Here is a 23,462-nt window from a genome sequence, read left to right on the forward strand (position 1 = left end):
ACCGCGACCGTGGGGACGTCCGCTCAGCGAGCGGTCGGACGCAGGTCGTGGTGCACCCACACGTTCGGTTCGACGTAGACCGCGTGGTCGCCCGCGACGTCGACGTGCACCGGGGAGAGGCCCCCTTCGACCTCGACCGAACCATCCACGTCGAAGGGCAGCCCGGTCCACTCCCGCCACTGCGCGAGCGTGCCGGGGATGACCATCGACAACGGCGCCACGCCGATGATCCGGCCGCCGAGGCGCGCGTGCACCCGCAGCCAGGGGTCGGTGGGCAGCCCGTCCTCGCGCACGCGGCGGGCGTACTCGTCTGCGGGAGTGCGGGGTTCGAGTGCCTTGCGCGTCGGCCGGACCGGCCCGACGAGGTCACGCGTCCCGAGCTCGGCGAAGCGTTGGCGCGCCTCGAAGAGCAACGGCCCGCTCAGCCCCTGACCACGCCGCTTCGGCGCGACCCGCGCCTCGATCAGGCTCACGGTCGTCAGGTCGGGGGTGACCCCCTTCGCCACCATGCGCTCGGCGTACTGCATCGCGTGGTCCCACCCACGCGGCGGCAGGTGCGCCACGTCCGCCTCGAGCGGCACCGCGTGCAGGCGCGCCACGGGCTCGTCGCCGTCGAGGACCACCAGGTGCAGCTGCGGGAAAGCCTCCACCGCGACGTCGTACGCGAAGAGCGAGGTCGGATCCTCGAGCATGAACGGCGGCCAGTCCCCCGGGATCGCCCAGAAGGCGTCGACGAGGTCCGGACGCTCGGCGAGCGAGTACGTCTGCATGGGGACATCCAAGGCGAAGGGGGCGTGGCGTGCCAACGGTTTTCGGCGAGTGGCTTCGAGGCTGCGGCCGCGGACGGCCTCGCACCTCAGCCAGCGTGGGGTGACCGCGGACGGCCTCGCACCTCAGCCAGCGGAGTAGCCGAGCTCGGGATGAAGTGCGCTGCCGTGGGTAGGGTCAACGCATGACGGATCGCGACTTCCGCAACCTGTACCGCCACGGCTTCGCGCGGGTGGCCGCGTGCACGCTGCCGGTGAGGATGGCCGACCCCTTCGCCAATGCCGAGGCAACGCTGGAGCAGGTCCGGCAGCTCCACGACGACGGCGTTGCGGTCGCGATCTTCCCCGAGCTTGGGCTGAGCGGGTACGCCATCGACGACCTCCACCTCCAGGACGTGCTCCTGCGTGACGTCGAGGCCGCCCTCGTCCACCTCACCCGAGCCACCGCCGACCTGATGCCGCTGATCGCGGTGGGTGCCCCCCTTCGCCACCGCAACCGCCTGTACAACTGCGCGGTGCTCATCCACCGCGGCGAGGTCGTCGGCATCGCCCCGAAGTCCTACCTCGCCAACTACCGCGAGTTCTACGAGAAGCGGCACTTCGCCTCCGGCGCGGGGATGGTCGACGAGTGGTTCCGGCCGACCTTTGCCACGGGCGAGGACGCCGACCTGCTCGACGGGGTCCCCTTTGGCACCGACGTCCTCGTCCACGTCGACGACGTGCCCGGCCTCGTCGTCCACGCCGAGGTCTGCGAGGACCTGTGGGTGCCGGTCGGTCCGAGCCAGGAGGCCGCCCTCGCCGGCGCGACCGTCCTGCTCAACCTCTCCGCCTCCCCCATCACCGTCGCCCGGGCCGACGACCGCCACCTCATGGCGCGTGCGGCCTCGGTGCGGTGCCACGCCGCCTACCTCTACGCCGCCGCGAGCGAGGGCGAGTCCACCACCGACCTGTCGTGGGACGGCCAGACCATGGTCTACGAAGGGGGCGACCTCCTCGGCGAGTCCGAGCGCTTCCCGTCCGGTCCCCGAGCGACCGTCGTCGACGTGGACGTCGACCGGCTGCGGCAGGAGCGGCTGCGGCAGGGCAGCTTCGACGACAACGGCGTGGCCCTGGGCGTCGCGACCGCCGACAACCCCTGGCGGGAGGTGCACCTCGAGCTCGACCCGCCGACCGGCGACCTCGGGCTGCGCCGGCACGTCGACCGCTTCCCCTTCGTCCCCGACGACGAGGCCCGACTGGCCCAGGACTGCTTCGAGGCGTACAACATCCAGGTCTCCGGCCTCGAGCAGCGGCTGCGCGCCATCGGCGGCGACCGCTGGCAGCCGAAGATCATCCTCGGCGTCAGCGGCGGCCTCGACTCCACCCACGCCCTGCTCGTCGCGGCCAAGGCCATGGACCGCCTCGAGCGGCCGCGCACCGACATCATCGGCATCACGATGCCCGGCTTCGGCACGAGCGACCGGACCAAGAGCAACGCGGTCGACCTGATGGAGACGCTGGGCATCACCTCGGAGGAGATCGACATCCGGCCCGCCGCCACGCAGATGCTGCGCGAGATGGGGCACCCCTTCGGGCTCGACCCGGACGCGGAGCACGACGACGAGGTCTACGACGTGACCTTCGAGAACGTCCAGGCCGGCCTGCGCACCGACTACCTCTTCCGCCTCGCCAACCAGCGCGGCGGGATCGTCCTGGGCACCGGTGACCTGTCGGAGCTGGCCCTGGGCTGGTGCACCTACGGCGTCGGTGACCAGATGAGCCACTACGGGGTCAACGGCGGCGTGCCCAAGACGCTCATGCAGCAGCTCGTCCACTGGGTGGCCGACTCCGACCAGCTGCCGGAGGTCTCCGACACGCTGCGCTCCGTCCTCGGCACCGAGATCAGCCCGGAGCTCGTCCCCAGCCAGGCCGGTGAGGGACCGCAGTCCACCCAGGACCAGATCGGCCCCTACTCGCTGCAGGACTTCACGCTCTACTACGTGCTGCGCCGCGGGTACCGGCCGAGCAAGATCGCCTTCCTCGCGGAGCAGGCGTGGTCCGATGCGGCGAAGGGGGCGTGGCCCGTCTCCGTCCCCGAGGAGGACCGCGGGGCGTACGACCTCGCGACGATCCGCCGCTGGCTCGTCGTCTTCGTCGAGCGCTTCTTCGCCAACCAGTTCAAGCGCTCGGCGCTGCCGAACGGCCCGAAGGTCCTGCCCGGCGGGTCGCTGTCGCCGCGCGGTGACTGGCGGATGCCCAGCGACGTCTCCGGGGCCCGCTGGCTGGCCGAGATCGAGGACGAGGTCCCCCGGGCCTGACGCACGAGAGAGGGCGGGTGGTCACCGTCCGAGGGACGACCACCACCCGCCATGTCACGAGTACGTGTGCTGGGGGCCTACTTGATGCCGACCGAGGGGCTGCCCTCGGCCGTGTCGCCCCGCTCGAAGGTGTAGCTGCCCTTGCCCATCTTGGTCATCACGATGCCGGCGACGATCGCCAGCACGGCGAGGACGGCGGCGATGATCCCCAGGACGGCGCTCAGCAGCAGGACGGCCAGGGTCCCGATGCCGCCCGACAGGATCCCGAGGGTCATCACGGTCCACCAAGCGGGGTTCTGCGCGTGGCCGAGCTCTTCGACAGAGTGCGGACGGTCCTTCGGGGGGCGCGGAAGGCGAGGGTGCTTGCTCATGGCGCCATCATCCCACGACGCTGCCGCCCCGGGCCACGGCCCGCCACCATGGACCGGAGGGCGTTGCGCGGCTACGGTGAAGCACCGCACTACATCTGACGAAAGGTGGCCCCGATGGCCGTGTCCCCCCGGTTGCGACGGGCCGTCGCAGGCTCGCGGGACACCGTCAGGACGCACCCGCCCGGCACCGGGATGGGATGGGCCGACCACACCTTCCCCCACCTGCCGGGGCGCCGGCCCATCGTCGGGGACGTCTTCGCCAAGGGCCACGACCCGACGAAGCCGGTGCAGAACATGCTGACCTTCGCGCGGGACCTCGGACCGATCTACGAGCTGCTCGCCCTGGGCCGCAAGTTCGTCTTCGTCGCCGGCGTCGACCTCGCCGGTGAGCTCTGCGACGACACGCGCTTCGTCAAGACCCTCGCCCCCGGCGTGCACGACCTGCGGATGTTCGTCGAGGACGGGCTCTTCACCGCCCACACCGACGAGCCGAACTGGCGCCTCGCGCACGACCTGCTCCTCCCGACCTTCGCCAAGCCGGCGATGCGCCGGTACCACGACGTCATGGTCGAGACGACCGACGAGCTCATCGGCGTCTGGGACGAGGCCGCTGACGCCGGGCGCAGCGTCGAGGTCTCCCCCTGGCTGACCAAGCTCACCCTCGAGTCCATCGCGCGCGCGGCCTTCAGCCACACCTTCCGCAGCTTCGAGACCGAGGAGGTCGACCCCTTCGTCACGACGTTCGTCGCCTCCATGTCCTACGCAGCCGGCCGGTCCGACCTCGCCTCGATCCCGCTCGTCGGTCGGCGCCTCGTGCGCCGGCGCGATCGCCGGGCGCTCGACCGGCACCGCTACATCGACGACCTGCTGCGGCGGATCGTCGCCGAGCGCGAGGCGAGCGGTGAGCACGTCGAGGACCTGCTCGGGCGGATGATGGACGTGCCCGTCGACGAGGACGGGACGATGCTCGAGGCGCGGAACGTGCGCCACCAGATCCTCACCCTCCTCGTCGCCGGCCACGAGACCACCTCCGGCACCCTCTCCTTCGCGCTGTACCACCTCACCCGCGAGCCGGAGGTGCTCGCCCGGGTGCGCGCCGAGCTCGACGAGGTCCTGGGCACGGACCCGACGGCGACGCCGACCTTCGAGCAGGTGCCCAAGCTGCGCTACCTGCGCCGCGTGGTCGACGAGACCCTGCGGCTGTGGCCGACGGCGCCCGGCTTCGCGCGCTCCCCGCGGGAGACGACGGTCATCGGGGCGGACGGCTCGGCCGGCGTGCCCGGCGGCCTGACGATGACGCCGGAGGACTCGGTGCTCGTCTTCCTCCCGCAGCTGCACCGCGACCCGGACGTGTGGCCGGATCCGGAGCGGTTCGACCCCGACCGCTTCCTGCCGGAGCACAACCGCGCCCGCCCCGCCCACGCGTACAAGCCCTTCGGCACCGGCGAGCGCGCCTGCATCGGCCGCCAGTTCGCCCTCCACGAGGCAGTGATCGTCCTGGCGAAGCTGCTCCACCGCTTCGACCTCGTGCCCGAGCCCGACTACGAGCTGACGATCACCGAGCGGCTGACGCTGATGCCCGTGGGCTTCCGGGTGGGGCTGGTCCGGCGCTGAGGAGCGGGGTGGACGTGGGCTCGCCGGTCATTCGTCCGCGTGTACACCTCCACCCGGGTTCAGCCCAGGTCGCGCCGGATCACCTTGCCGTTGGTGGTGCGCGGCAGCGCCTCCACGACCCGCACCTCGCGGGGCCGCTTGTAGGCGGCCAGCTGCTCGTCGGCCCGGGTGAGCACGCGCTCGCGGACCGTCGCCCCATCAGCCGGCGGCTCGGTCGGCACCACCCAGGCGCAGACGAGGGTCACGCCGTCGCCGACGTCCAGGGGCGCGACCGCGACCTCGGCGACACCCTCGACGTCGGAGAGTGCGTCCTCGACCTCCACCGGTGAGATCCGGTAACCCATCGCGGTGATCACGTCGTCGCAGCGCCCGTGGTAGGTCAGGTACCCGTCGGCGTCGAGGGAGGCCAGGTCGTTGGTGACGAACCACTCGCCGCGCATCACCTCGAGGTTCTCCTCCGGTCGGCGCCAGTACCCGAGCATCACGCCGGGGTCGTCCCGGTGCACGGCCAGCCGTCCTGCCCGGCCCTCGGGCAGCGGGGTCGGCTCGTCGATCCGGTCCGGGTCGAGCACGGCGATGCGCCGGCCCGGCTGGGCGCGACCGGGGCTGCCGGGCCGCACCGGCACGTCCGGCCCGCTCGAGACGAAGGTCGAGACCTCGCTCATCCCGAGCGACTCGTACAGCGGCACCCCGGTCCGCTCGGTCCACTCCCGCCACAGCGCCGACGGGAGCGCCTCGCCGGCCACGAGCGCCGCCCGGAGCGAGGACAGGTCCCACTCCCCCGGATCGCCGTGACGCAGCAGGTGCCGGTAGACACCGGGCACCGCGGCGAGGTGCGTCGCACGGTGGGCCTCGACCAGCCGCGGCCAGAGCAGCCGGTCGCGGGGGCCGTCGTGGACGACCGCCGTGGCGGCATTCGCCCAGGGGTCGGTCAGGCCGACGCCGAGGGTGTACGTCCAGTTCAGCGCGCCCGCGTGCACCATGACGTCCCCCTCCGCCAGGCCGTACCAGCCGCGGTACATCGGGCGCCTCCCCCACGCACTGCGATGGGCGTGGGTGACCCCCTTCGGCCTGCCGGTGGTGCCCGAGGTGTAGGTGATGAAGGCGGCACGGTCGGGATGGCCGACATCGTGCTCGGCGCGCTCGTCACCGGCGACCCACTCGGCGATCGTGTGCGCGGTGACCGTCGGGACGTGCGGTGGCACGGTGAGCGGCAGGTCCTCGTCGAGGGCGACCGCCTTCGCGCCGCTGTCGGTCAGGAGGGCGGCGGCCTCCTCGCCGGTCAGCTGGGCGCTCGTCGGGACGGCGACGAGTCCGGCGGCGACTGCCCCGAAGAAGACGAAGGGGAACTCCGCGCGGTTGCCCATCCGCAGCAGCACCCGGTCACCGCGCTCGAGGCCGAGCCCGAGCAGACCGGCCGCGACCGCACGGACGGTGTCGTCGACCTGCGCGAAGGTCCACGTCGAGTCGTCGCCGGGGCCGGAGTGGACGACGACGAGAGCCGGCCGGTCGGGTGCGCGCTCCGCGGGGTCGGCGACGCAGTACTGCGACATGCCGAAGGGGGCGGGAGTCGCCTCTCCCTCGATCGGCTCGACGGGCCAGCGGCTCACATCTCCTCGTGGGTGTCCGGGTCCGCGTCGAAGAGGCGGCCGTCGGGGCGGCCGAGCGCGGTGATCGCCTCGACCTCCGCGTCGGCGAGGTCGAAGCCCAGCACCTCGAGGTTGCTCGTCTGGCGCTGCGGGTCCGCGGACTTCGGCAGCGGGAGGGCGTCCAGGTGCAGGTGCCACCGCAGCACGACCTGGGCCGGCGTGACCCCGTGGGCCCGCGCGGCGGTCGCGACCGGCTCGGCCGTCAGCAGGTCGCCCGCGCGACCGATCGGCGCCCACGACTGGGTGGTGATGCCGCGCCGCTCGTTGTCGGCGCGCTGGTCGGCCTGGGGGAAGAAGGGGTGCAGCTCGATCTGGTTCGAGGCGGGCGTGACGCCGGTGGCCTCGATGATGGCGTCAAGGTGGTGGGCCTTGAAGTTGCTCACGCCGATCGAGCGGACGAGCCCCTCCTCCTTCGCCTCGACGAGGCGCTCCCACGCGCGCACGAAGTTGCCCTGCGAGGGGTTGGGCCAGTGGATCAGGGCGCTGTCGACGAAGTCGAGGTCCATCACCTGCAGCGTCGTGCGCAGGCTCTGGTGGGCGCTGCGGTGGTCACGGCCGGGGATCTTCGTCTGGATGAAGACGTCCCCCCGCTCGACCCCGCTGGCCCGGACGGCCTCGGCGACCTCGCGCTCGTTGCGGTAGTTCACCGCCGTGTCGAGGAAGCGGTACCCGGCCTCGAGCGCGGACACCATGGCCCGCACACCGGCGTCGCCGCGCAGGGGGTAGGTGCCGAATCCGACGACCGGGACGGAGATGCCGTCACCGAGGGTACGAGTGGGGAGCTCAGCCATACCCCCAACGTAAGGGACGAGAGCGGGTTGCGCCGAGGGCGTTCCGCGAGGTGGTTTCGAGGCTCCTCGCTGGAGCTCGTCACACCTCAACCACCGGTGGTGAAGGTGGGAGGCCGCCCGCGACCGACCCTCGAAACCACCCTCAGCCTCACCCACCGGTGGTTGAGGTGGGAGGCCGCCCGCGGCCGACCCGCGAAACCACAGTCAGCCGTCGACGAGGGCGAGCAGCTCCCCCTTCGCCGTGAGGTACTCCGCCTCGAGCTGGTCGACGAGCTGGGCCACCGGGAGGACCTCGGTGATGCCGGCGACGGAGTGCCCGGCGCTCCACACGTCACGCCACGCCTTGGGCGCGACGGTCGAGCTGGTGCTGCGCGGCTCCTCGGTGTGCGGGTTGGTCACGTGCGAGACGTCGACGGCGTCCGGGGCGGGGAGGTTGTCCGGGTCGAGGCCGGCCTCGATGATGCTGCGGCGCAGGAAGTTCGCCGGGATGGTGCTGATCGAGGGCGTGTAGACGATCTCCTCGGCGCCGGAGTGCACGAGCATCTGGCGGTACTCCTCGGAGGCGATCGACTCCGTCGTCGCGAGGAACCGCGTGCCCATGTACGCCAGGTCCGCTCCGGCGGCCTGCGCCGCGAGGACATCGCGACCGGTGCTCAGCCCGCCACCGAGGATGAGCGGTCCGTCCCAGACGCGTCGCACCTCGTGGAGGAGGGCGAAGGGGTTGATCCCGCCCGCGTGCCCACCGGCACCGGCCGTGACGAGGATGAGTCCGTCGACGCCGGCCTCGGCGGCCTTGGTCGCGAACTTCGCGTTGGTGACGTCGTGGAAGACGAGCCCGCCGTAGGAGTGGACCGCGTCGACGACGTCCTTGGCCGCGCCGAGGCTGGTGATGACGACCGGCACCTCGTGCTCGACGATCTTCGCCAGGTCGGCCTCGAGGCGCTTGTTCGTGCGGTGGACGATGAAGTTCACGCCGTACGGGGCGGGCTCCCGGGCGGACGTGTCGGACTCGCCGGGCACCGCCAACGCGGTCTCGATCTCGGTCAACCAGGCGTCGAACTCCTCGGTCGTGCGCAGGTTCAGCGCGGGGAAGGTCCCGAGCACACCGGCACGGCAGGCGCCGATGACGAGGTCGGTACCGGAGCCGAGGAACATCGGCGCGGAGATCACGGGCAGGCGCAGACGCCCCTGGAGCTGCGTAGGCATGGTCATGGGGTCATCTTCACAGCCCCGGCCCCGCGACTCGAAGGGGGGTTCAGCTCCGCTTCGCCGCCAGGGCCATGGCCCGCCCCATGGGTGACCAGTACCGGCCGGGGGTGACGCGGGCGAGGACGTCGAGACCCTTGGCGTCGTTGCCGATGAGCACCCGTGGTCGCCGCGCCACCGCGGCCTCGATGATCTCCTCGGCGGCCTTGTCCGCCGGGTAGCGCAGGACCTTGGCGAAGTCGGCCTTGCCCTGCGCGGCCTCCGCCGGATCCGTCCCCGCTCCGACGCGGGCATTGGCGGCGATGTTGGTCCGGATCCCGCCGGGGTGGACGACGGTGACACCGACCGGGTGGCCCTCCTCCTCCAGCTCCGAGCGCAGTGACTCGCTGAATCCGCGCAGCCCGTACTTGCTCGTGGAGTACGCCGTCTGGCCGGGCGGGCCGACGAGCCCGAAGAGACTGGAGAGGTTGACGACCTGCCCCTGGCCGTTCGCGAGCATCAGCGGCAGCAGCGCCCGGGTGAAGCGGATCGGCACGTGCAGGTTGATCTCGAGCAGCCAGTCGAAGTCGTCGGCGCCCACCTCGTCGAAGCGACCCCCGAGGGCGACGCCGGCGTTGTTGAAGAGCATCGTCACACCGGGGTGCTCGTCGCGCACCCGGGCGATGACCGCGTCGGCCGCGGGCCGGTCGGCGAGGTCGACGACGTGGCTCGTCACGGTCGCGCCCGGGGTCTCGCGGCCGATCTCCTCGACCACCCGGCGCAGACCGGTCTCGTCGCGGTCGATGACGACCACGTCCGCGCCCCGGCGGGCGACGCCCTTCGCCAGGTGCTCACCCATGCCGCCGGCGGCGCCGGTGACGACCGCGGTCCCGCCGAGGACGGCCAGCTCCGGCCGCTTCATCGGACCGGCTCCGGCACGCGGTCGCCCGGGGAGGCGTCCTCGTTGCTCGAGCTGCCCGGCAGGGGCAGCTCCTCCGGTGCCTCCGCGCCGACGGGCAGCCGGGCCCCCTTCGCCCCGGTCGGCACGAAGTGCATGTCCCGCGTGACGTCCGCGCGACGGAAGGCGATCTTGTCCTTGAGGTAGTTCTGCGGCATGGTCCACGGCACCCGGTCACCGACCTTGGGGAACTGGGAGATCACCCGCTGCACGTAGCCGGACGTGAGGTCGAGGATCGGCCCGGCGGTCATGCCATCGGGCGCGACGGGGACGGCCACGCCGAGGCCCCGGTCGCGCATGTGCCGCACGAGCCGGGCGACGTAGCGGCTCACGAGGTCCGCGCGCAGGGTCCACGAGGCGTTGACGTAGCCGACCGTCATGGTGAGGTTGGGGACGCCGGCGAGCATGAGGCCCCGGTAGGCGAAGCGCCGGGCCAGCGGCACCTCCTGCCCGTCGACGACGAAGTGGATCCCACCGAGCGCCTTCATCAGCAGCCCGGTCGCGGTGACGATGATGTCGGCCTCGACGACCCGGCCGTCGGTGAGGCGGATGCCCTCGGGGACGAATCGGTCGACGTGCCCGGTGACGACCGACACCCGGCCGCGGCGGATCTGCGCGTACAGGTCGCCGTCCGGCACCGCGCACAGGCGCTGGTCCCACACGTCGTACGGCGGGTCGAAGTGCTCGTCGATGACGTCCTGGGGCAGGAAGCGGCGCAGGTTGCCCTGGACGATCTTCTTGGCTGCCTTCGGGTTCCGCCGGGAGAGCTGGTAGAGGAAGGTCTGCAGGGCGAGGTTCTTCACGCGCGTCGCGGACTGCACCGCCTTGGGGCCCAGACGTCGTCGCAGCAGCTGGACGAAGGGGTCGACCGACGGCTGGTCGAAGACGTAGCTCGGGGTGCGCTGCAGCATCGTCACGTGCGCGGCCGTGTCCGCCATCGCGGGTACGACGGTGACGGCCGTCGCGCCGGAGCCGATGACGACGACCCGCTTGCCGGTGTGGTCGAGATCCTGCGGCCAGAACTGTGGGTGGACCACCTGCCCGGCGAAGTCCTCGACACCCGCGAAGCCCGCGTCGTGCGTCTGCTCGTAGTCGTAGTACCCGCTGCCGAGGTGGACGAAGCCGGCGCGCACCCGCCGCGGGCCGTCGGTGGTCTCGAGGTCGACCGTCCACTCCTGCTCCTCGCTCGACCACGTCGCGGCGGCGACCCGGCAGCCGGTGTGGACCAGCTCGGCGACCCCGGTCTCCTCGGCGGTCTCGCGGATGTAGTCGAGGATGTCCGCACCGTCGGCGATGGCCTTGCGACCCGTCCACGGCCGGAAGGGGAAGGACAGCGTGAACATGTCCGAGTCCGAGCGCACCCCCGGGTACCGGAAGAGGTCCCACGTCCCGCCGGTCACCCCGCGGGCCTCGACGAGGGCGAGCTCGATGTCGGGGTTGGCCTCGCGGATGCGGTGCGCTGCACCGATCCCGGACAGGCCGGCGCCGACGACGAGGACGTCGACCCGCTCGGGCAGCTCGCGGGTCCGGGGCTCTGTGGTCATCCTCGACCTCTCTTCGACGGGGTTTCTCACGAGTAACATACGCCGTCGGAGCGACGCAGGCCATTCGCCCCCATCGACCCCGAGACGGAGTCGACGAAAGGTGGAGTGATGGGCGCACGCCTGCTCCTCGGGCCGGAGCGATGTCCGCGTGAACCACTAGGTTGTCGCCCACTGGCTCGCGCCCGGTCCCGTCGTGGGGGTGGAGTGCTGGGTCGACGAAGGGGGAGAACTGCCATGAGTGGGAACGTCGCGGACGAGAGCGAGCCGCTGGCGGTGAAGCGGATGAGGCTGCGCTACGCAGGGACGTGCAGTCGGTGTGGGACGGAACTGCCGGCGAAGGCCGACGCTGTTTACGAGCGTGCCACGAAGACCGTGCGCTGTGTCGACTGTCCCGTGACGATCGACCCGCCCGACCCGAACACGGAGGCCGTCACCGCGGCAAACCCTTCGATACCGACCGAGCAGCCCGGCGCCGGTGTCGCGGGGTCATCGGCTCGACGTGAGTACGAACGGCGCAGAGTCAAGGACGAGGAGCAGATCCGCCGCAAGTGGGGCCGCCTGGGAGGCATCGCAGTCGCTCTCGCGGATGAGAGGCAGGAGACGAAGGCATGGGCCAGCGGCGCCGTGGGTGAAGAGCTGCTCGGCCACCGGCTCGATTCGCTGGCCCGGGACCGTGTCGCGGTCATGCACGACCGCCGCATCCCGAGGACGAGGGCCAACATCGACCACATCGCCGTCACCTCCGCCGGCGTCTGGGTGATCGATGCCAAGCGCTACAAGGGAGCTCGACCAGAGCTGAGGGTCGAAGGCGGCATCCTGCGACCCCGGGTGGAGAAGCTCCTCATCGGACGTCGTGACCGCACGCCGCTCGTGGACGGCGTGCTCAAGCAGGTCGGCCTCGTCCAGGACCTGCTCGGGGAGGGCGTCCCGGTCACCGGCGCACTGTGCTTCATCGAGGCGGACTGGCCGCTGATCGGTGGGTCGTTCAGTACCCGCGGAGTACACGTGCTGTGGCCGAAGCGACTGGCACACCGTCTGACCGAGCAGGAGGGCGTGCTGGATGTGGCCGCGGTCCGCGACCTCGTGGCCGGCCATTTTCCGCCCGCCTGAGACGAGCTGCCTGATCCGACGGGAAGGGGGTCAGCGCTCCGGAACGCGCAGCAGGCAGGCTCCCGGCTCGGCGAAGGGGGTCAGCTCGGCCGGCTCGTCGTCGTCACCACGGCGCAGCGTCCCGTCGACGAGGCCGAGGTGGACCTGGCAGATGACGTCCGGGTTCTCGACGGCGAGGTCGAGGAGCGGGCAGGTCGTCAGTCGCACGGTCGCGCCGTCGCGGACCGGTCCGAAGCCCAGGTCGGCGAGGGTGGAGTCGAGGTGCTCACGCTCGGTCACCGTGGTCCCGGGTGCGGCCAGCCGCTCACCCCAGGCGCGCCCGATGCGCCGGGCACGGTCACGCACCTGCGGGCCGCCCTCGCTCGCGACGAGGTCCGCGGCGAAGGCACCGGCGAGCGCGCGGTACTCGTCCACGCGCACCCCCGGCCGCGGACCGGCCTCGTACAGCACGGCGGGGCGACCACGACCCTCGGAGGGAGCAGTGTCGGCCGTGACGAGGGACCGCTCGAGCAGCTGGGTGAGGTGACTGCGGACGGTGTTCTCGTGGGAGCCGACGCTGGCGGCGATCTCGGTGACCCGCATGGGTCGACCACCGGCGCGCAGGGCCTCGAGCACCTGCCGCACCGCGGCCCCGAGATCGCTCGGGTCTGCCTCCGGTGCCGGCTCCGGCCCAAGGTTTGTATTTTCCACGAGACCTAATGTAGTAATTTGGGGGGTGATCGGGCAACTCCCTTCCCCGACCCGAGCCGACGCCAAAGGAAGCACCATGACGATGAACCTGCCCATGGTGGAGGAGATCCCCGCGCTCGACGTGCGACCCATCCCCCACTCGATCCGTCACGCGACCGTCATCGGTGCACTCTCGGCGATCGGGCCGGGCCGCTCCCTGGACCTCGTCGCGCCCCACGACCCCCAGCCGCTGCTGCGCCAGATCGAGGGTCTCGAGCCCGGCACGTGGACCGTCGACTACCTCCAGGAGGGCCCCGAGGCCTGGACGTTGCGGTTGACCCGAGTCGAGTCCTGACCGTCGATGTGCTCCTACTGCGGGTGCCGCTCCATCGGCATCATCGGGCGCTTCAGCACCGAGCACGACGAGCTGATCAACGTGACCGGTCTGCTGCGCCGCGCCGTTGCCGCCGGCCGCACCGACGAGGTCGCCGGGCTCGTCGATGATGTCGAGCACCTGCTCCATCCGCACACCGATGCGGAGGAGGTCGGCCTCTTCGCCGTGCTGCGCCGCGACGAGGACTTCACCGAGCACGTCGACGCCCTGTGCGGCGAGCACGTGGACCTCGACGGCCTCCTCGCCCGCATCCGCGCCGGTGAGACCGAGCTGGTCGACCGGTTCGACACCGAGCTGCGTTCGCACATCCAGCGCGAGGAGAACGGCCTCTTCCCCGCCTCCCTGACGACTCTCGGTGGGGCCGAGTGGGAGGAGGTCGACGAGCTGACCGCCGCCGCCTCCCCGGTCTCCCCGCTCAGCTCGCCATGACATCCCTCGCGCCCTCGCCCCAGCCGGCACCCAAGGCCCGGCCGAAGGGGGGCGCCTGGGCGATGCGGGACCATCCCGGTCTCCTGTGGATGATCACCGCCGTCATCACGGCGGCCGTGCACCCCTTCGTCCCGGACGCGACCTGGCTGATGGTGCACATGGTCGCGCTGGGTGCGCTCACCCACTCGATCATGGTGTGGAGCACGCACTTCACGGTCAGCCTGCTGAAGAACCACCCCGACATCGACGTGCGCGCCACCCAGAACCGGCGACTCGTCCTGCTCCACCTCGGCATCATCGGGGTGCTGGTCGGCGTGCCGACCACGTGGTGGTGGCTCACCCTCGCCGGTGCCGGCGCCGTGGTCGTCGCGGTCGTGTGGCACGGGTGGCAGCTGGTGCGGCGCCTGCGCGGCGCCCTCCCCGGACGGTTCCGCATCGTCGTGCACCACTACCTCGCCTCGGCGGCCTTCCTCCCCGTCGGCGCGACCCTCGGCGTGCTCCTCGCCCGCGGGTACTCCGAGGAGATGCACGCGCGGATGACGCTGGCGCACTCCCTCGTCAATGTCCTCGGCTGGGTCGGCATCACCGTCGCCGGCACCCTGATCACGCTGTGGCCGACGATCCTGCGCGTACGCATGGACCCGGCCGCCGAGCAGCGCGCCACCCAGGCCCTCCCCGGCCTCGTCGCGGGTCTCTCCCTCGCCGTCGTCGGCGCCCTCGCCGGGTGGCGCTGGGTGCTGCTCGTGGGCGTCCTCGGCTACCTCGTCGCCCTGCTGTGGACGGGTCGCTCGCTCCTCGCGCCCGCCCGGGCCAAGCCGCCGATGCACTTCGCGTCCTGGTCCGTGGCCGCCGGCGCCGTGTGGTTCCTCGTCGGCATCGCGATGATCGCCTGGCGCGTCGCCACCGCGCCCGACATGACCGCCATGACGGTCGGTTACGGCCGGGTGGCCGCGGTGCTCATCGTCGGTTTCGGCCTGCAGGTGCTCTGCGGCGCCCTCAGTCACCTGGTGCCTGCGGTCATCGGCGGTGGCCCGAAGGTCGTGCGTGTCGGGATCCAGGCCTTCGACCGGATGGGCATGACCCGGATCGTCATCATCAACGTGCCGCTCGCGCTCTCGCTCATGCCGGTCCCCTCCGGGACGCGGGTCGTGCTGACCACCCTCGTGCTCATCGGGCTCGCGGCGTTCATCCCGATCCTGCTCATCGCCGTCAAGCGCGTCGTCGTCGCCCGTCGGGAGGCGGCGACCTCGACCCCGCACCCGCGCCGTGACCTCGAGCTGGGCCGGTCCGAGGCCGCCCGGGTGCTCGATCCCCCCTTCCCCCGCACGCAGCTGATGGCCGGCGTCACGCTCGTGGCACTCGCCCTGGCCGCCGGGCCCGTCCTCCAGCCCGTGCTCGACGGCGGCAGCGGCGCGGTCGCGGCGCCCGGGACGAGCGTCGCCCCGACGGGCGAGACCACGACGGTCGAGGTCGTGGCGCAGGAGGACATGTCCTTCTCCCCCTCCAGCATCGAGGTTCCGGCCGGTGACCGTCTGGTCATCGAGCTGACCAACGAGGACGACGGCACCGTCCACGACCTCTACCTCGACGACGAGACGAGCACCCCCCGACTGGCGAAGGGGGAGAGCGCCACCCTCGACGTCGGCATCGTCGGCGACGACCGGGAGGGCTGGTGCACCGTCTCCGGCCACAAGGCCATGGGGATGACCTTCGACATCGCCGTCATCGGCGGCGCGACCGCCGGCGACGCCCCGTCGCAACCCGGCGCGACGGACGGGTCCACGGACGCGGACGCGCACAGCACGCCCGGCGAGACGAGCGGTGGGGACGCCCTCGCCCTGGATCCGGGCGAGAAGTGGCCCGAGGACCACGAGGCCTACGACGCCACCCTGCCGCCCCTGGGCGACGAGACGACTCATCGCGTGACGCTGCGGGTGCAGGACGTGGAGATGGAGGTCGCGCCCGGCGTCACGCAGACGCGCTGGACCTTCGGCGACACCGCGCCCGGGCCGGTGCTGCACGGTCGGGTCGGCGACACGTTCGTCATCACGCTCGTCAACGACGGCAGCATCGGGCACTCGATCGACTTCCACGCCGGGGCCCTGGCTCCTGACCGCCCCATGCGCACGATCGCCCCCGGTGAGGAGCTGACGTACACCTTCACCGCCGAGCGCGCGGGGATCTGGATGTACCACTGCTCGACGATGCCGCTGTCGACGCACATCGCCAAGGGCATGCACGGCGCGGTGGTCATCGAGCCCCCGGACCTGCCCGAGGTGGACCGCTCCTACGTGCTCACCGCATCGGAGATCTACGGTGACACCGCGGACGGGACGCCGGCCGCCACGACCTTCAACGGGAGCGCCTTCCAGTACGACGCGGACCAACTGACGGCGAAGGTCGGTGAGCGGGTGCGCTTCTGGGTGCTCGACGCCGGACCCAACGGTCCGATGTCCTTCCACGTCATCGGTGGTCAGTTCGACACCGTGTGGCGGGAGGGCGCCTACACCGTCGGCGGACCGGATCAGGTGGGCGGGCCGAGCACCGGGTCACAGGCCCTCGGGCTGCTGCCGGGTCAGGGCGGATTCGTCGAGCTGGCCTTCCCGGAGCCGGGGCACTACCCCTTCGTCAACCACGTGATGAGCGCCGGGGAGAAGGGCGCGCACGGCATCGTCCGCGTGCGCTGAGCCGGGCGCCGACGAGCAATCCCAGGACGCGGAAATCGACTCCGGACGTGGATATTGCCGCGTCCGGAATCGATTTCCGCGTCCTGCTTCGATGCCGGCGTGTCAGCCGGCCGGGCGCTGCGTTGCGGCGGACTCCCTCGCCTCGCTCGAGACCCGATTGATCGTCGCCGCGATGACGTCGACGACCAGCTCCGGGTGGTCGTGCTGCGGGCAGTGACCGCTGTCCGGGAGGGTCACGTGCGTGGCCCCGGGCAGGCGCGTGCGTGCGGTGTGCGCCTCGGACGGCAGCAGCAACCGGTCCGTGTCACCCCAGGCGACCGTCGTGGGGACCTGCACGTCCTTGGTGAAGCGCATGAAGGTCGCTCGGAAGAAGTGCGGCCAGAACCCCTTCGACCGGCGCAGGTTGAGGGTGTCGCCGACCGCGGCCTCGACCGTGACGGTCTCGGGGTGCGTGTACAGCGAGCGGAAGGCGATCCTGCGGAACCACGCGTGGGCGGCCAGCCTCCGGTGCACCGCCTCGGGGAGGTGGCTGCCGACCTTCATGAAGAGCAGGTTCACCGCGATGTTGGGCAGGTGGTGCACGGGGAAGAAACCCGCCGGGGAGATCACGGTGGCCGTTCGTGCCGCACCGGTGTGGGCGAGCTCGAGGGCGACGGCCCCACCCAGGGAGTTGCCGACGACGTGCGGCCGGTCGATCCCGAGCGAGGCGAAGAGCCGCTCGAGCTGCTCGGCGGTGCTGCACATCGTGTACCCGTCCGGCCTCGTCGGCGTCGGTGAGGTCCCGTGACCCGGCAGGTCGACGACGTACACGTCGTACCCGCGGTCGTTGAGCAGCTGCGGCACCGCGCCCCAGGCCTGGCGCCGGTGACCGATCCCGTGGATGAGGGCGACGGGCTCGCCCGCCCCCGCGAGGTGCGTGTACTCGATGGTGCTCTTCATGGACGAAAGGTTACCCACGAGTCACCCACCACACCAGAGCATCCGGCAGCGCCGTCGAAGGCCACCGAGGCGGGCGGGCGACGGGAGGGCGGTCCGACTCAGGCCCCGACCCGGACCGTATGACCAGGTGGGCGATCCGCCCACTGCGTCCGGGTCGGGCGCCAAGGGCCGGCCTTGCGTCGTCCGCTCGCCGGACCGCCCCCCTTCGCCCCGCCGTGGTCTCGAGGCTCCTTCGTCGCACCTCGACCGACGTGGGACCTCAGTCCTCGGTCGGGTCCGCGTCCTGGTCGGCCTTGGTCGCGTGGACCGTGCCGTGGACGTGCTCCGGCGGGGAGTAGAGCGAGTACACCTTCAGCGGCACGTCACCGATGTTGGTGATGTTGTGCCACTGACCGGCGGGGACCATGACGATGTCGTCGTCGCCGACCTCGCGGTCGAAGGACAGGTCGTCCTTCGACGGACCGAGCTGGGCGCGACCGTGGCCCTCCTCGATGCGCAGGAACTGGTCGTGGTCCTCGTGGACCTCCAGGCCGATGTCGTCACCGGGCGCGATGGCCATGACGGTCAGCTGCATGTACTTACCTGTCCACAGGGTGGAGCGGTAGTTGGAGTTCTGCAGCGTCGCGTCCTCGATGTTGACGACGTACGGTGCGGGTCCGTGGTCGGACAGATCGATCTGCTCGCTCATGATGGGTCTCCTTGTCTGTGGGCTTCGAGGCTCGGCTGCTGACGGCCTCACACTTCAGCCCACGAGGGTGTTGGTGGGTCAGGCGCTCGCGCCCACGGAGTCGGGGACGTCGATCTGGTCCCCGGCCTCGATCGGCCCGTCGGCGACCTTCGTCGCGGCCATCGCGGCGTCGTCCGAGGGTGCGCTGGTGCGGATCAGGTGGTCGAAGGCGCTCAGCGAGGCGGTGGAGCCGGCACCGAGCGCGGTCACGATCTGCTTGTACGGCTCGGTGGTGCAGTCGCCCGCGGCGAAGACGCCGGGGAGGTTCGTCCTGCCGACACCATCGATGACGATCTCGCCGCGCTCGCTCAGCTCGACCGCGTCACCGAGCCACTCGGTGTTGGGGAGCAGACCGATCTGCACGAAGACACCCTCGACGTCGAGCTGCTCGGGCTCGCCACCGTCGCGCGGCTCGACCGTGATGCCGGTGACCTTGGCGCCATCACCGATGACCTCGGTGGTCTTGGTGCCGAGGCGGACGTCGACGTTGGGCAGCGAGCGCAGCTTGCGCTGGAGCACCTCGTCGGCGCGCATCTCGTCGAGGAACTCGATGAGCATCACGTGGCCGACGACGCCGGCGAGGTCGATCGCGGCCTCGACGCCGGAGTTGCCACCGCCGATGACGGCGATGTCCTTGCCCTTGAAGAGCGGACCGTCGCAGTGGGGGCAGAAGGTGACGCCCTTGTTGCGGTACTCCTCCTCGCCGGGGACGCCCATGGTCCGCCAGCGGGCGCCGGTGGCCAGGACGACCGTCTTGCCGGAGAGGGCGGCGCCGTTGGCGAGGTCGAGCACGGTCAGGCCGTCCTCCCCCTCGCTCAGGCCGGCTGCCTGCTGGCTGCGCACGAGGTCGATGTCGTACTCGGACATGTGGCGCTCGAGGTCGGCCGCGAGCTTCGGACCCTCGGTGTGCGGGACGGAGACGAGGTTCTCGATCGCCATGGTGTCGAGCACCTGGCCGCCGACCCGGTCGGCGACGAGCCCGGTGCGGATGCCCTTGCGCGCGGCGTAGATCGCGGCGGAGGCGCCGGCGGGGCCGCCTCCGACGACGAGGACGTCGTAGGGGTCGCGGGAGCTGAGCTCCTCGGCGGCGCGCGCGGCGGCGTCGCCACCGGACAGCTCGTCGACCTTGCCGACGATCTCGGCGAGCTCCATCCGGCCGGAGCCGAAGAGCTCACCGTTGCGGAAGACGGTGGGGACGGCGAGGACGCCACGGTCCTCGGCCTCGGTCGGGAAGACCGCCCCGTCGATCGCGACGTGCGTGATGCTCGGGTTGAGCACGCTCATGAGGTTGAGTGCCTGGACGACGTCCGGGCAGTTCTGGCAGCTGAGCGAGAAGAAGGTCTCGAAGGTGTGCTCACCCTCGAGGGAGCCGATCTGGTCGAGGACGTCCTGGGAGGCCTTGCTCGGGTGGCCACCGACCTGCAGCAGCGCGAGGACCAGCGAGGTGAACTCGTGACCCATCGGGATGCCCGCGAAGCGCACGGACACGTCCGGGGATCCGGTCCGGGTGATCGCGAAGGAGGGGACGCGCTCGTCGCGCTCGGCACCCTCGGCGACACGGCGGGTGATCTTGTCGCTCATGCCTTCGATCTCGACGAGCAGCTCGTCGAGCTCGGTGGACTTGGCGCCGTCGTCGAGGGTCGCGACGAGCTCGATCGGCTCGCGGAGGTTCTCGAGGTAGGCCTTGAGCTGGGTGGCGAGGTTCGGATCGAGGGCCATGGTGCTGCGACTCCTGTGGGACGAAGGGGGCGTGCGGGGGTGTGGACGAGGGGTGGCGCGCGGTGGCGCGCCACCCCTCATCCGAGATGCGTCAGGTCGATCAGATCTTGCCGACGAGGTCCAGGCTCGGGGCGAGCGTGTCGGCGCCCTCTTCCCACTTGGCCGGGCAGACCTCGCCCGGGTTGTTGCGCACGTACTGCGCGGCCTTGACCTTGCGCACGAGCTCCTTGGCGTTGCGGCCGATGCCCTCGGCGGTGATCTCCATGAACTGGATGACGCCGTCCGGGTCGACGAGGAAGGTGCCACGGTTGGCCAGGCCCTCGTCCTCACGCAGGATGTCGAAGTTGCGCGAGATGGTCGCGGTCGGGTCGCCGAGCATCGGGTAGGTGACCTTGCCGACCGCGTCGGAGGTCTCGTGCCACGCCTTGTGCGTGAAGTGCGTGTCGGTCGAGACGGAGAAGACCTCGACGCCCAACTTCTTCAGCTCGCTGTCGTACTCGGCGGCGAGGTCCTCGAGCTCCGTCGGGCAGACGAAGGTGAAGTCGGCCGGGTAGAAGAAGAAGATCGCCCACTTGCCGGCGATGTCCTTGTCGGAGAAGTCCTTGAACTCACCGTTGATGTAACCGGTGGCCTCGAAGGGCTGGATCTGGGTGTTGATGAGGGACATGCGTTGGTCTCCTGTGCATCTCTCGGGTTTTCGGGTTCCGTGCACGCGTTCTCTCTGGAGAACCTCGTGTTCTGGAATGACTCCAGACTAATGGAGATGGGGAGGGACTGCAAATCCCGTCCACCCCCTTCGTCCGGATCCGCTCAGGTGTGCTGGATGGTCTTGAGGGACAACGGCTTCCTCGCTCGGCGCGAGAGCTCCGAGGTCTGCGCGAGGTACAGCTCCGCGCACGCGAGGGCGTCGGTCAGGGGCTCGTGGGCGCGGTAGCGCGGCAGGCCGTAGCGCTCCCGCGCCGCCCACAGGCGCAGCTCCCCGGGGTGCAGCTCCGGATGGGCCTCGAGGCGGCCGGCGAGCACCCGCCGCTGGAGCGCGAGGGTGTCTACGGCGGGCGTGACGAAGGGCGCTCCCCACACCCGTCGGCACGCGGCGTCGAGGAAACCGATCTCGATCGCGGCATGGTGGGCCAGCAGCACCCGGCCACGCAGCACCCGGAGGATCTCGGCGAGGACGGTGACGGGGACGTCCCCCCGGGCGATCGCGTCGTCGGTGAGCCCGTGCACCGTCGCGGACTGCCCGACCTCCATGCGCACGCCGAGGACGCGCCGCCCGGCGCCCGAGAGGTCGATCGACCTGCCGTCGACCGGCACCCAGCCGACCGCGAGCACCCGGTCGCGCTCCACGTCCAGGCCGGTGGTCTCGACGTCGAGAGCGAGCAGCGGCAGCTCGTCCAGGCGGGTACCCGGGCCGACGAAGGGGGCGGACAGGTAGTCCCGCAGCGGGCCGGGTGGGGCCGCGGCCAGGGCTGCCTCACGGCGCCGCTGCGGCGAGCGGCCCAGGCCGAGTCTCATGAGTAGCGCACGGACGGATCGCTGTGGACGAGCGCCTGCTGGGCAGAGCGGATGACGTGGAAGGCCTCGCGGAGCGAGCGCTGCTCGAACGCGCTGAGGTCGCTCGGCCGCACCCGGGAGTCGGGGCGGCTGCCGCTCGCCGCCTGCGCGGCCTGGTGCACCAGCCGCACGTGCGTGATGAAGTCCAGCGCGTCGACCAGGCTGGCGGCCAGCGACGGGCTGAGCGAGCCGGTACGACCGGCCGCGAGCAAGCGGGAGCGCGTGTTGACCGAGACCAGCCCGGTCCGCAGGGCGTGCACCCGGGCGACGTCGACGATCGAGCCCACTCCCCCGCGCTTGAGGTCGAGGGTGTCCTTGTGCTCGCCCGCCTTGGCCAGGACGAAGCCGCGGAAGAACCCGAGCGGGGGCTCGTTGGACACGGCCTCCTTGCCGAGGTGGGCGAGGAAGTTGCTCCCGCCGGGGGCCAGCTGGGTGATGTCCTCAGCGAGGCGGGCGTGCAGGCTCTCGTCGCCCAGCAGCGGTCGCGAGTCGAAGAAGATGCTCGCCTGCAGCACCGCGTCGGGGACCGGCGCGGTGATCCAGCGGCGGTACTCCCGGCGCCAGCCGGTGAGTCGCTGGCGCCAGCGCGGGTTGCTCGCCATGACGTCGCCGGAGCAGCGGGGGTAGCCGGCCGCCTCGAGCCCCGCCACGACCTCGTCGGCGAGCGCGGCGATGTACTCCTCGGCCCCCTCCGGGGCGTCGTCGGCGATGATCACGGCGTGGTCCTGGTCGCTGCCGAGCGCCTGCTCGTGCCGGGCCCGGGAGCCGAGCACCATCCAGCAGTACCGTGGCGGCGACCCGTGGCCCCGGGCGGCCAGCCGCTCCTCCGCCAGCGCGATCAGGCGGCGCTCGACGGCATCGCCGACGGTCGTGACGACACGGGTGATGTCCGCCGCGCCGACGTCCTGGCCGACGAGCTGCTCGACCAGGCGCGGGGTCCGCCGCGCCAGCGCGACCACGCCCGCGACCTCGCGCTGCTTCGTGATGTCACCGACGATGTGGACCACGTTGACCCGCTCCAACCGCATGAGGTCGGTCGTCGTCACCACCCCGACGGGCTGCCCACCGTCGACGACGGGGAGGTGGTGGACGGCACGCTCCGTCATCGTCATGAGCAGCTCGAGCGCGGAGGCCTCGGCAGGCGCGACGACGGGGTCGGCGGTCATCACCGAGGACACGGGCCCGGCCGGGTCCACCCCCGCGGCCACCACGCGCCGGCGGAGGTCCCGGTCGGTGAGGATCCCGATGACCTCACGGCCCTCGACGACGAGGAGGCTGGAGATCCCTTCGTCGGTCATCACCACGGCCGCGTCGGCGATGGTGACGTGGGGCGGCACGGTGACCGGTGGTCGACGGACGAGGTCACCGGCCGAGGTGCGCAGGATGGCCTCCCCCGCCGCGTTGGTCATGGTCGCCGATGCGGCCGACCGCAGGCGGTCCGCCCGCTCGGCGTCGAAGTGGTCGGCGAAGTCGGGGTACTCGCTCGAGAGCTCGTGGAAGACCGCCCCGGGGAGGTGCAGCGCCAGCGTGTCCTCGATCGCCACGACGTCGAAGCGCGAGGGGTTGCCGCCGACGAGCGTCGTCGACCCGGCCGTCGTGCCCTCCGCCCCCCGGTTGACCAGTCCACCGTCGGCATCACGGATCTCGATCGCACCGGACCGTACGACCATCAGGTCGTGATTGTCGACGCCGACGGCCATGAGGCTCGTCCCGCGACGGTGGTAGCGCACCGCCATCCGCGCCGGCAGGGTTCGCCGGACCCGCTCCGGGAGGGCATCGAAGGGAGCGTGCTCCGCGAGGAAGTCAGCGACCTCGGCCAGCTCGACGTCGACCATGTCCTCATCGTGTCAGGTCGCAGGCCTCCGCGGCTTCGTTCCCACGACCACGGAGCAGCAGGAATTTCTCCGGGGGGTGACCGGGAGGTCAGGAGGATTTCGCGGGGGAGCCAGCATTTCCCCCTTCCATCACGGAATCGGTCATCTCACATCACGGACACGCTCGTCCTGCGCCACGGTCGGACCGGGCCGGACACCCCGGCCAGGTCGACATCAAAGGAGA

Annotated in this window: 20 protein-coding genes and 1 pseudogene; 6 read left to right on the forward strand and 15 right to left on the reverse strand. The window is 71.4% G+C overall.

The window, feature by feature from the left end:
- Positions 1–23: 23 nt before the first annotated feature.
- On the reverse strand, positions 24–770 hold the full coding sequence (locus tag O9K63_RS10990; protein WP_277237795.1) for an N-acetyltransferase: 747 nt from the start codon (positions 768–770) through the stop codon (positions 24–26).
- A gap of 182 nt (positions 771–952) precedes the next feature.
- Here O9K63_RS10990 and O9K63_RS10995 point away from each other — a divergent pair, with 182 nt between their 5' ends.
- Entirely contained in the window at positions 953–3,064 is a 2,112-nt protein-coding gene (locus tag O9K63_RS10995; RefSeq protein WP_277237797.1) for an NAD(+) synthase, read from the forward strand.
- Positions 3,065–3,141: 77 nt separating this feature from the next.
- On the opposite strand, the gene O9K63_RS11000 is transcribed toward O9K63_RS10995, so the two are convergent.
- Positions 3,142–3,435, reverse strand: a complete 294-nt coding sequence (locus tag O9K63_RS11000; protein WP_277237799.1) for a hypothetical protein — start codon at positions 3,433–3,435, stop codon at positions 3,142–3,144.
- A 114-nt stretch (positions 3,436–3,549) separates the two neighbouring features.
- Between O9K63_RS11000 and O9K63_RS11005 the strand changes: the two genes are divergently transcribed.
- Positions 3,550–5,049: a cytochrome P450 gene (locus tag O9K63_RS11005; RefSeq protein WP_277237801.1), complete on the forward strand. Its 1,500-nt coding sequence runs from the start codon at positions 3,550–3,552 to the stop codon at positions 5,047–5,049.
- Positions 5,050–5,108: 59 nt separating this feature from the next.
- Here the strand turns inward: O9K63_RS11005 and O9K63_RS16865 are convergent, their stop codons facing one another.
- The 6 genes and pseudogenes from O9K63_RS16865 to O9K63_RS11030 form a co-directional block, all read right to left on the reverse strand.
- Positions 5,109–5,531 carry an AMP-binding enzyme gene (locus tag O9K63_RS16865; protein WP_431190392.1) on the reverse strand — a complete coding sequence of 141 codons (423 nt, stop codon included), beginning with the start codon at positions 5,529–5,531 and terminating at the stop codon, positions 5,109–5,111.
- Positions 5,529–6,602 (reverse strand): annotated as a pseudogene (locus O9K63_RS11010) (class I adenylate-forming enzyme family protein); the annotation flags it as partial. The pseudogene O9K63_RS11010 and the gene O9K63_RS16865, both read right to left, overlap by 3 nt.
- Positions 6,603–6,655: 53 nt before the next feature.
- Complete coding sequence (locus tag O9K63_RS11015) at positions 6,656–7,489, reverse strand: aldo/keto reductase (protein ID WP_277237804.1); 834 nt, start codon at positions 7,487–7,489, stop codon at positions 6,656–6,658.
- Between the two features lie 204 nt (positions 7,490–7,693).
- Positions 7,694–8,701: an NAD(P)H-dependent flavin oxidoreductase gene (locus O9K63_RS11020; RefSeq protein WP_277237806.1), complete on the reverse strand. Its 1,008-nt coding sequence runs from the start codon at positions 8,699–8,701 to the stop codon at positions 7,694–7,696.
- 43 nt (positions 8,702–8,744) lie between these two features.
- Positions 8,745–9,596 carry an SDR family NAD(P)-dependent oxidoreductase gene (locus O9K63_RS11025; protein ID WP_277237808.1) on the reverse strand — a complete coding sequence of 284 codons (852 nt, stop codon included), beginning with the start codon at positions 9,594–9,596 and terminating at the stop codon, positions 8,745–8,747.
- Positions 9,593–11,176 (reverse strand): flavin-containing monooxygenase, encoded by a 1,584-nt coding sequence (locus O9K63_RS11030; protein WP_277237810.1) that lies wholly within the window; start codon positions 11,174–11,176, stop codon positions 9,593–9,595. Before O9K63_RS11030 ends, O9K63_RS11025 begins: the two co-directional genes overlap by 4 nt.
- Before the next feature lie 234 nt (positions 11,177–11,410).
- Between O9K63_RS11030 and O9K63_RS11035 the strand changes: the two genes are divergently transcribed.
- Positions 11,411–12,286 (forward strand): nuclease-related domain-containing protein, encoded by an 876-nt coding sequence (locus tag O9K63_RS11035; protein ID WP_277237812.1) that lies wholly within the window; start codon positions 11,411–11,413, stop codon positions 12,284–12,286.
- Between the two features lie 30 nt (positions 12,287–12,316).
- Here O9K63_RS11035 and O9K63_RS11040 read toward each other — a convergent pair whose 3' ends face one another.
- Complete coding sequence (locus O9K63_RS11040; protein WP_277237814.1) at positions 12,317–12,976, reverse strand: helix-turn-helix transcriptional regulator; 660 nt, start codon at positions 12,974–12,976, stop codon at positions 12,317–12,319.
- A gap of 76 nt (positions 12,977–13,052) precedes the next feature.
- On the opposite strand from O9K63_RS11040, the gene O9K63_RS11045 reads away from it, so the two are divergent.
- From O9K63_RS11045 to O9K63_RS11055, 3 genes are read left to right on the forward strand one after another with little or no spacing between them, the layout of a single operon-like run.
- On the forward strand, positions 13,053–13,310 hold the full coding sequence (locus O9K63_RS11045) for a DUF2249 domain-containing protein (RefSeq protein ID WP_277237816.1): 258 nt from the start codon (positions 13,053–13,055) through the stop codon (positions 13,308–13,310).
- A gap of 6 nt (positions 13,311–13,316) precedes the next feature.
- Entirely contained in the window at positions 13,317–13,778 is a 462-nt protein-coding gene (locus tag O9K63_RS11050; protein ID WP_277237818.1) for a hemerythrin domain-containing protein, read from the forward strand.
- Positions 13,775–16,465, forward strand: coding sequence for a multicopper oxidase domain-containing protein (locus tag O9K63_RS11055; RefSeq protein WP_277237820.1), 2,691 nt, complete (start codon positions 13,775–13,777; stop codon positions 16,463–16,465). The genes O9K63_RS11050 and O9K63_RS11055 overlap by 4 nt, the downstream gene beginning before the upstream one ends.
- A 102-nt stretch (positions 16,466–16,567) precedes the next feature.
- Here O9K63_RS11055 and O9K63_RS11060 read toward each other — a convergent pair whose 3' ends face one another.
- The 6 genes from O9K63_RS11060 to O9K63_RS11085 all read right to left on the reverse strand — a co-directional run bounded on the left by O9K63_RS11060 (position 16,568) and on the right by O9K63_RS11085 (position 23,239).
- A complete protein-coding gene (locus tag O9K63_RS11060) occupies positions 16,568–17,404 on the reverse strand; it encodes an alpha/beta fold hydrolase (protein ID WP_277237822.1) in 837 nt (278 codons plus the stop codon).
- 259 nt (positions 17,405–17,663) lie between these two features.
- Entirely contained in the window at positions 17,664–18,092 is a 429-nt protein-coding gene (locus O9K63_RS11065; protein ID WP_277237823.1) for a cupin domain-containing protein, read from the reverse strand.
- 78 nt (positions 18,093–18,170) lie between these two features.
- Positions 18,171–19,850, reverse strand: coding sequence for an alkyl hydroperoxide reductase subunit F (gene ahpF / locus O9K63_RS11070; RefSeq protein WP_277237825.1), 1,680 nt, complete (start codon positions 19,848–19,850; stop codon positions 18,171–18,173).
- A 100-nt stretch (positions 19,851–19,950) separates the two neighbouring features.
- Positions 19,951–20,517, reverse strand: a complete 567-nt coding sequence (ahpC, locus tag O9K63_RS11075; RefSeq protein WP_277237827.1) for an alkyl hydroperoxide reductase subunit C — start codon at positions 20,515–20,517, stop codon at positions 19,951–19,953.
- 143 nt (positions 20,518–20,660) lie between these two features.
- Positions 20,661–21,365 carry an exonuclease domain-containing protein gene (locus tag O9K63_RS11080; protein ID WP_277237828.1) on the reverse strand — a complete coding sequence of 235 codons (705 nt, stop codon included), beginning with the start codon at positions 21,363–21,365 and terminating at the stop codon, positions 20,661–20,663.
- Entirely contained in the window at positions 21,362–23,239 is a 1,878-nt protein-coding gene (locus O9K63_RS11085; RefSeq protein WP_277237830.1) for a DUF294 nucleotidyltransferase-like domain-containing protein, read from the reverse strand. Before O9K63_RS11085 ends, O9K63_RS11080 begins: the two co-directional genes overlap by 4 nt.
- Positions 23,240–23,462: the final 223 nt, after the last annotated feature.

It is taken from the genome of Janibacter cremeus (assembly GCF_029395675.1).
Taxonomy (GTDB): domain Bacteria; phylum Actinomycetota; class Actinomycetes; order Actinomycetales; family Dermatophilaceae; genus Janibacter; species Janibacter cremeus_A.

Coding starts and splice junctions, on each gene's coding strand:
- O9K63_RS10990 (WP_277237795.1), bottom strand. CDS start 770: ATGCAGACGTACTCGCTCGCCGAGCGTCCGGACCTCGTCGACGCCTTC.
- O9K63_RS10995 (WP_277237797.1), top strand. CDS start 953: ATGACGGATCGCGACTTCCGCAACCTGTACCGCCACGGCTTCGCGCGG.
- O9K63_RS11000 (WP_277237799.1), bottom strand. CDS start 3,435: ATGAGCAAGCACCCTCGCCTTCCGCGCCCCCCGAAGGACCGTCCGCAC.
- O9K63_RS11005 (WP_277237801.1), top strand. CDS start 3,550: ATGGCCGTGTCCCCCCGGTTGCGACGGGCCGTCGCAGGCTCGCGGGAC.
- O9K63_RS16865 (WP_431190392.1), bottom strand. CDS start 5,531: ATGCTCGGGTACTGGCGCCGACCGGAGGAGAACCTCGAGGTGATGCGC.
- O9K63_RS11015 (WP_277237804.1), bottom strand. CDS start 7,489: ATGGCTGAGCTCCCCACTCGTACCCTCGGTGACGGCATCTCCGTCCCG.
- O9K63_RS11020 (WP_277237806.1), bottom strand. CDS start 8,701: ATGACCATGCCTACGCAGCTCCAGGGGCGTCTGCGCCTGCCCGTGATC.
- O9K63_RS11025 (WP_277237808.1), bottom strand. CDS start 9,596: ATGAAGCGGCCGGAGCTGGCCGTCCTCGGCGGGACCGCGGTCGTCACC.
- O9K63_RS11030 (WP_277237810.1), bottom strand. CDS start 11,176: ATGACCACAGAGCCCCGGACCCGCGAGCTGCCCGAGCGGGTCGACGTC.
- O9K63_RS11035 (WP_277237812.1), top strand. CDS start 11,411: ATGAGTGGGAACGTCGCGGACGAGAGCGAGCCGCTGGCGGTGAAGCGG.
- O9K63_RS11045 (WP_277237816.1), top strand. CDS start 13,053: ATGACGATGAACCTGCCCATGGTGGAGGAGATCCCCGCGCTCGACGTG.
- O9K63_RS11050 (WP_277237818.1), top strand. CDS start 13,317: ATGTGCTCCTACTGCGGGTGCCGCTCCATCGGCATCATCGGGCGCTTC.
- O9K63_RS11055 (WP_277237820.1), top strand. CDS start 13,775: ATGACATCCCTCGCGCCCTCGCCCCAGCCGGCACCCAAGGCCCGGCCG.
- O9K63_RS11060 (WP_277237822.1), bottom strand. CDS start 17,404: ATGAAGAGCACCATCGAGTACACGCACCTCGCGGGGGCGGGCGAGCCC.
- O9K63_RS11065 (WP_277237823.1), bottom strand. CDS start 18,092: ATGAGCGAGCAGATCGATCTGTCCGACCACGGACCCGCACCGTACGTC.
- ahpF (WP_277237825.1), bottom strand. CDS start 19,850: ATGGCCCTCGATCCGAACCTCGCCACCCAGCTCAAGGCCTACCTCGAG.
- ahpC (WP_277237827.1), bottom strand. CDS start 20,517: ATGTCCCTCATCAACACCCAGATCCAGCCCTTCGAGGCCACCGGTTAC.
- O9K63_RS11080 (WP_277237828.1), bottom strand. CDS start 21,365: ATGAGACTCGGCCTGGGCCGCTCGCCGCAGCGGCGCCGTGAGGCAGCC.
- O9K63_RS11085 (WP_277237830.1), bottom strand. CDS start 23,239: ATGGTCGACGTCGAGCTGGCCGAGGTCGCTGACTTCCTCGCGGAGCAC.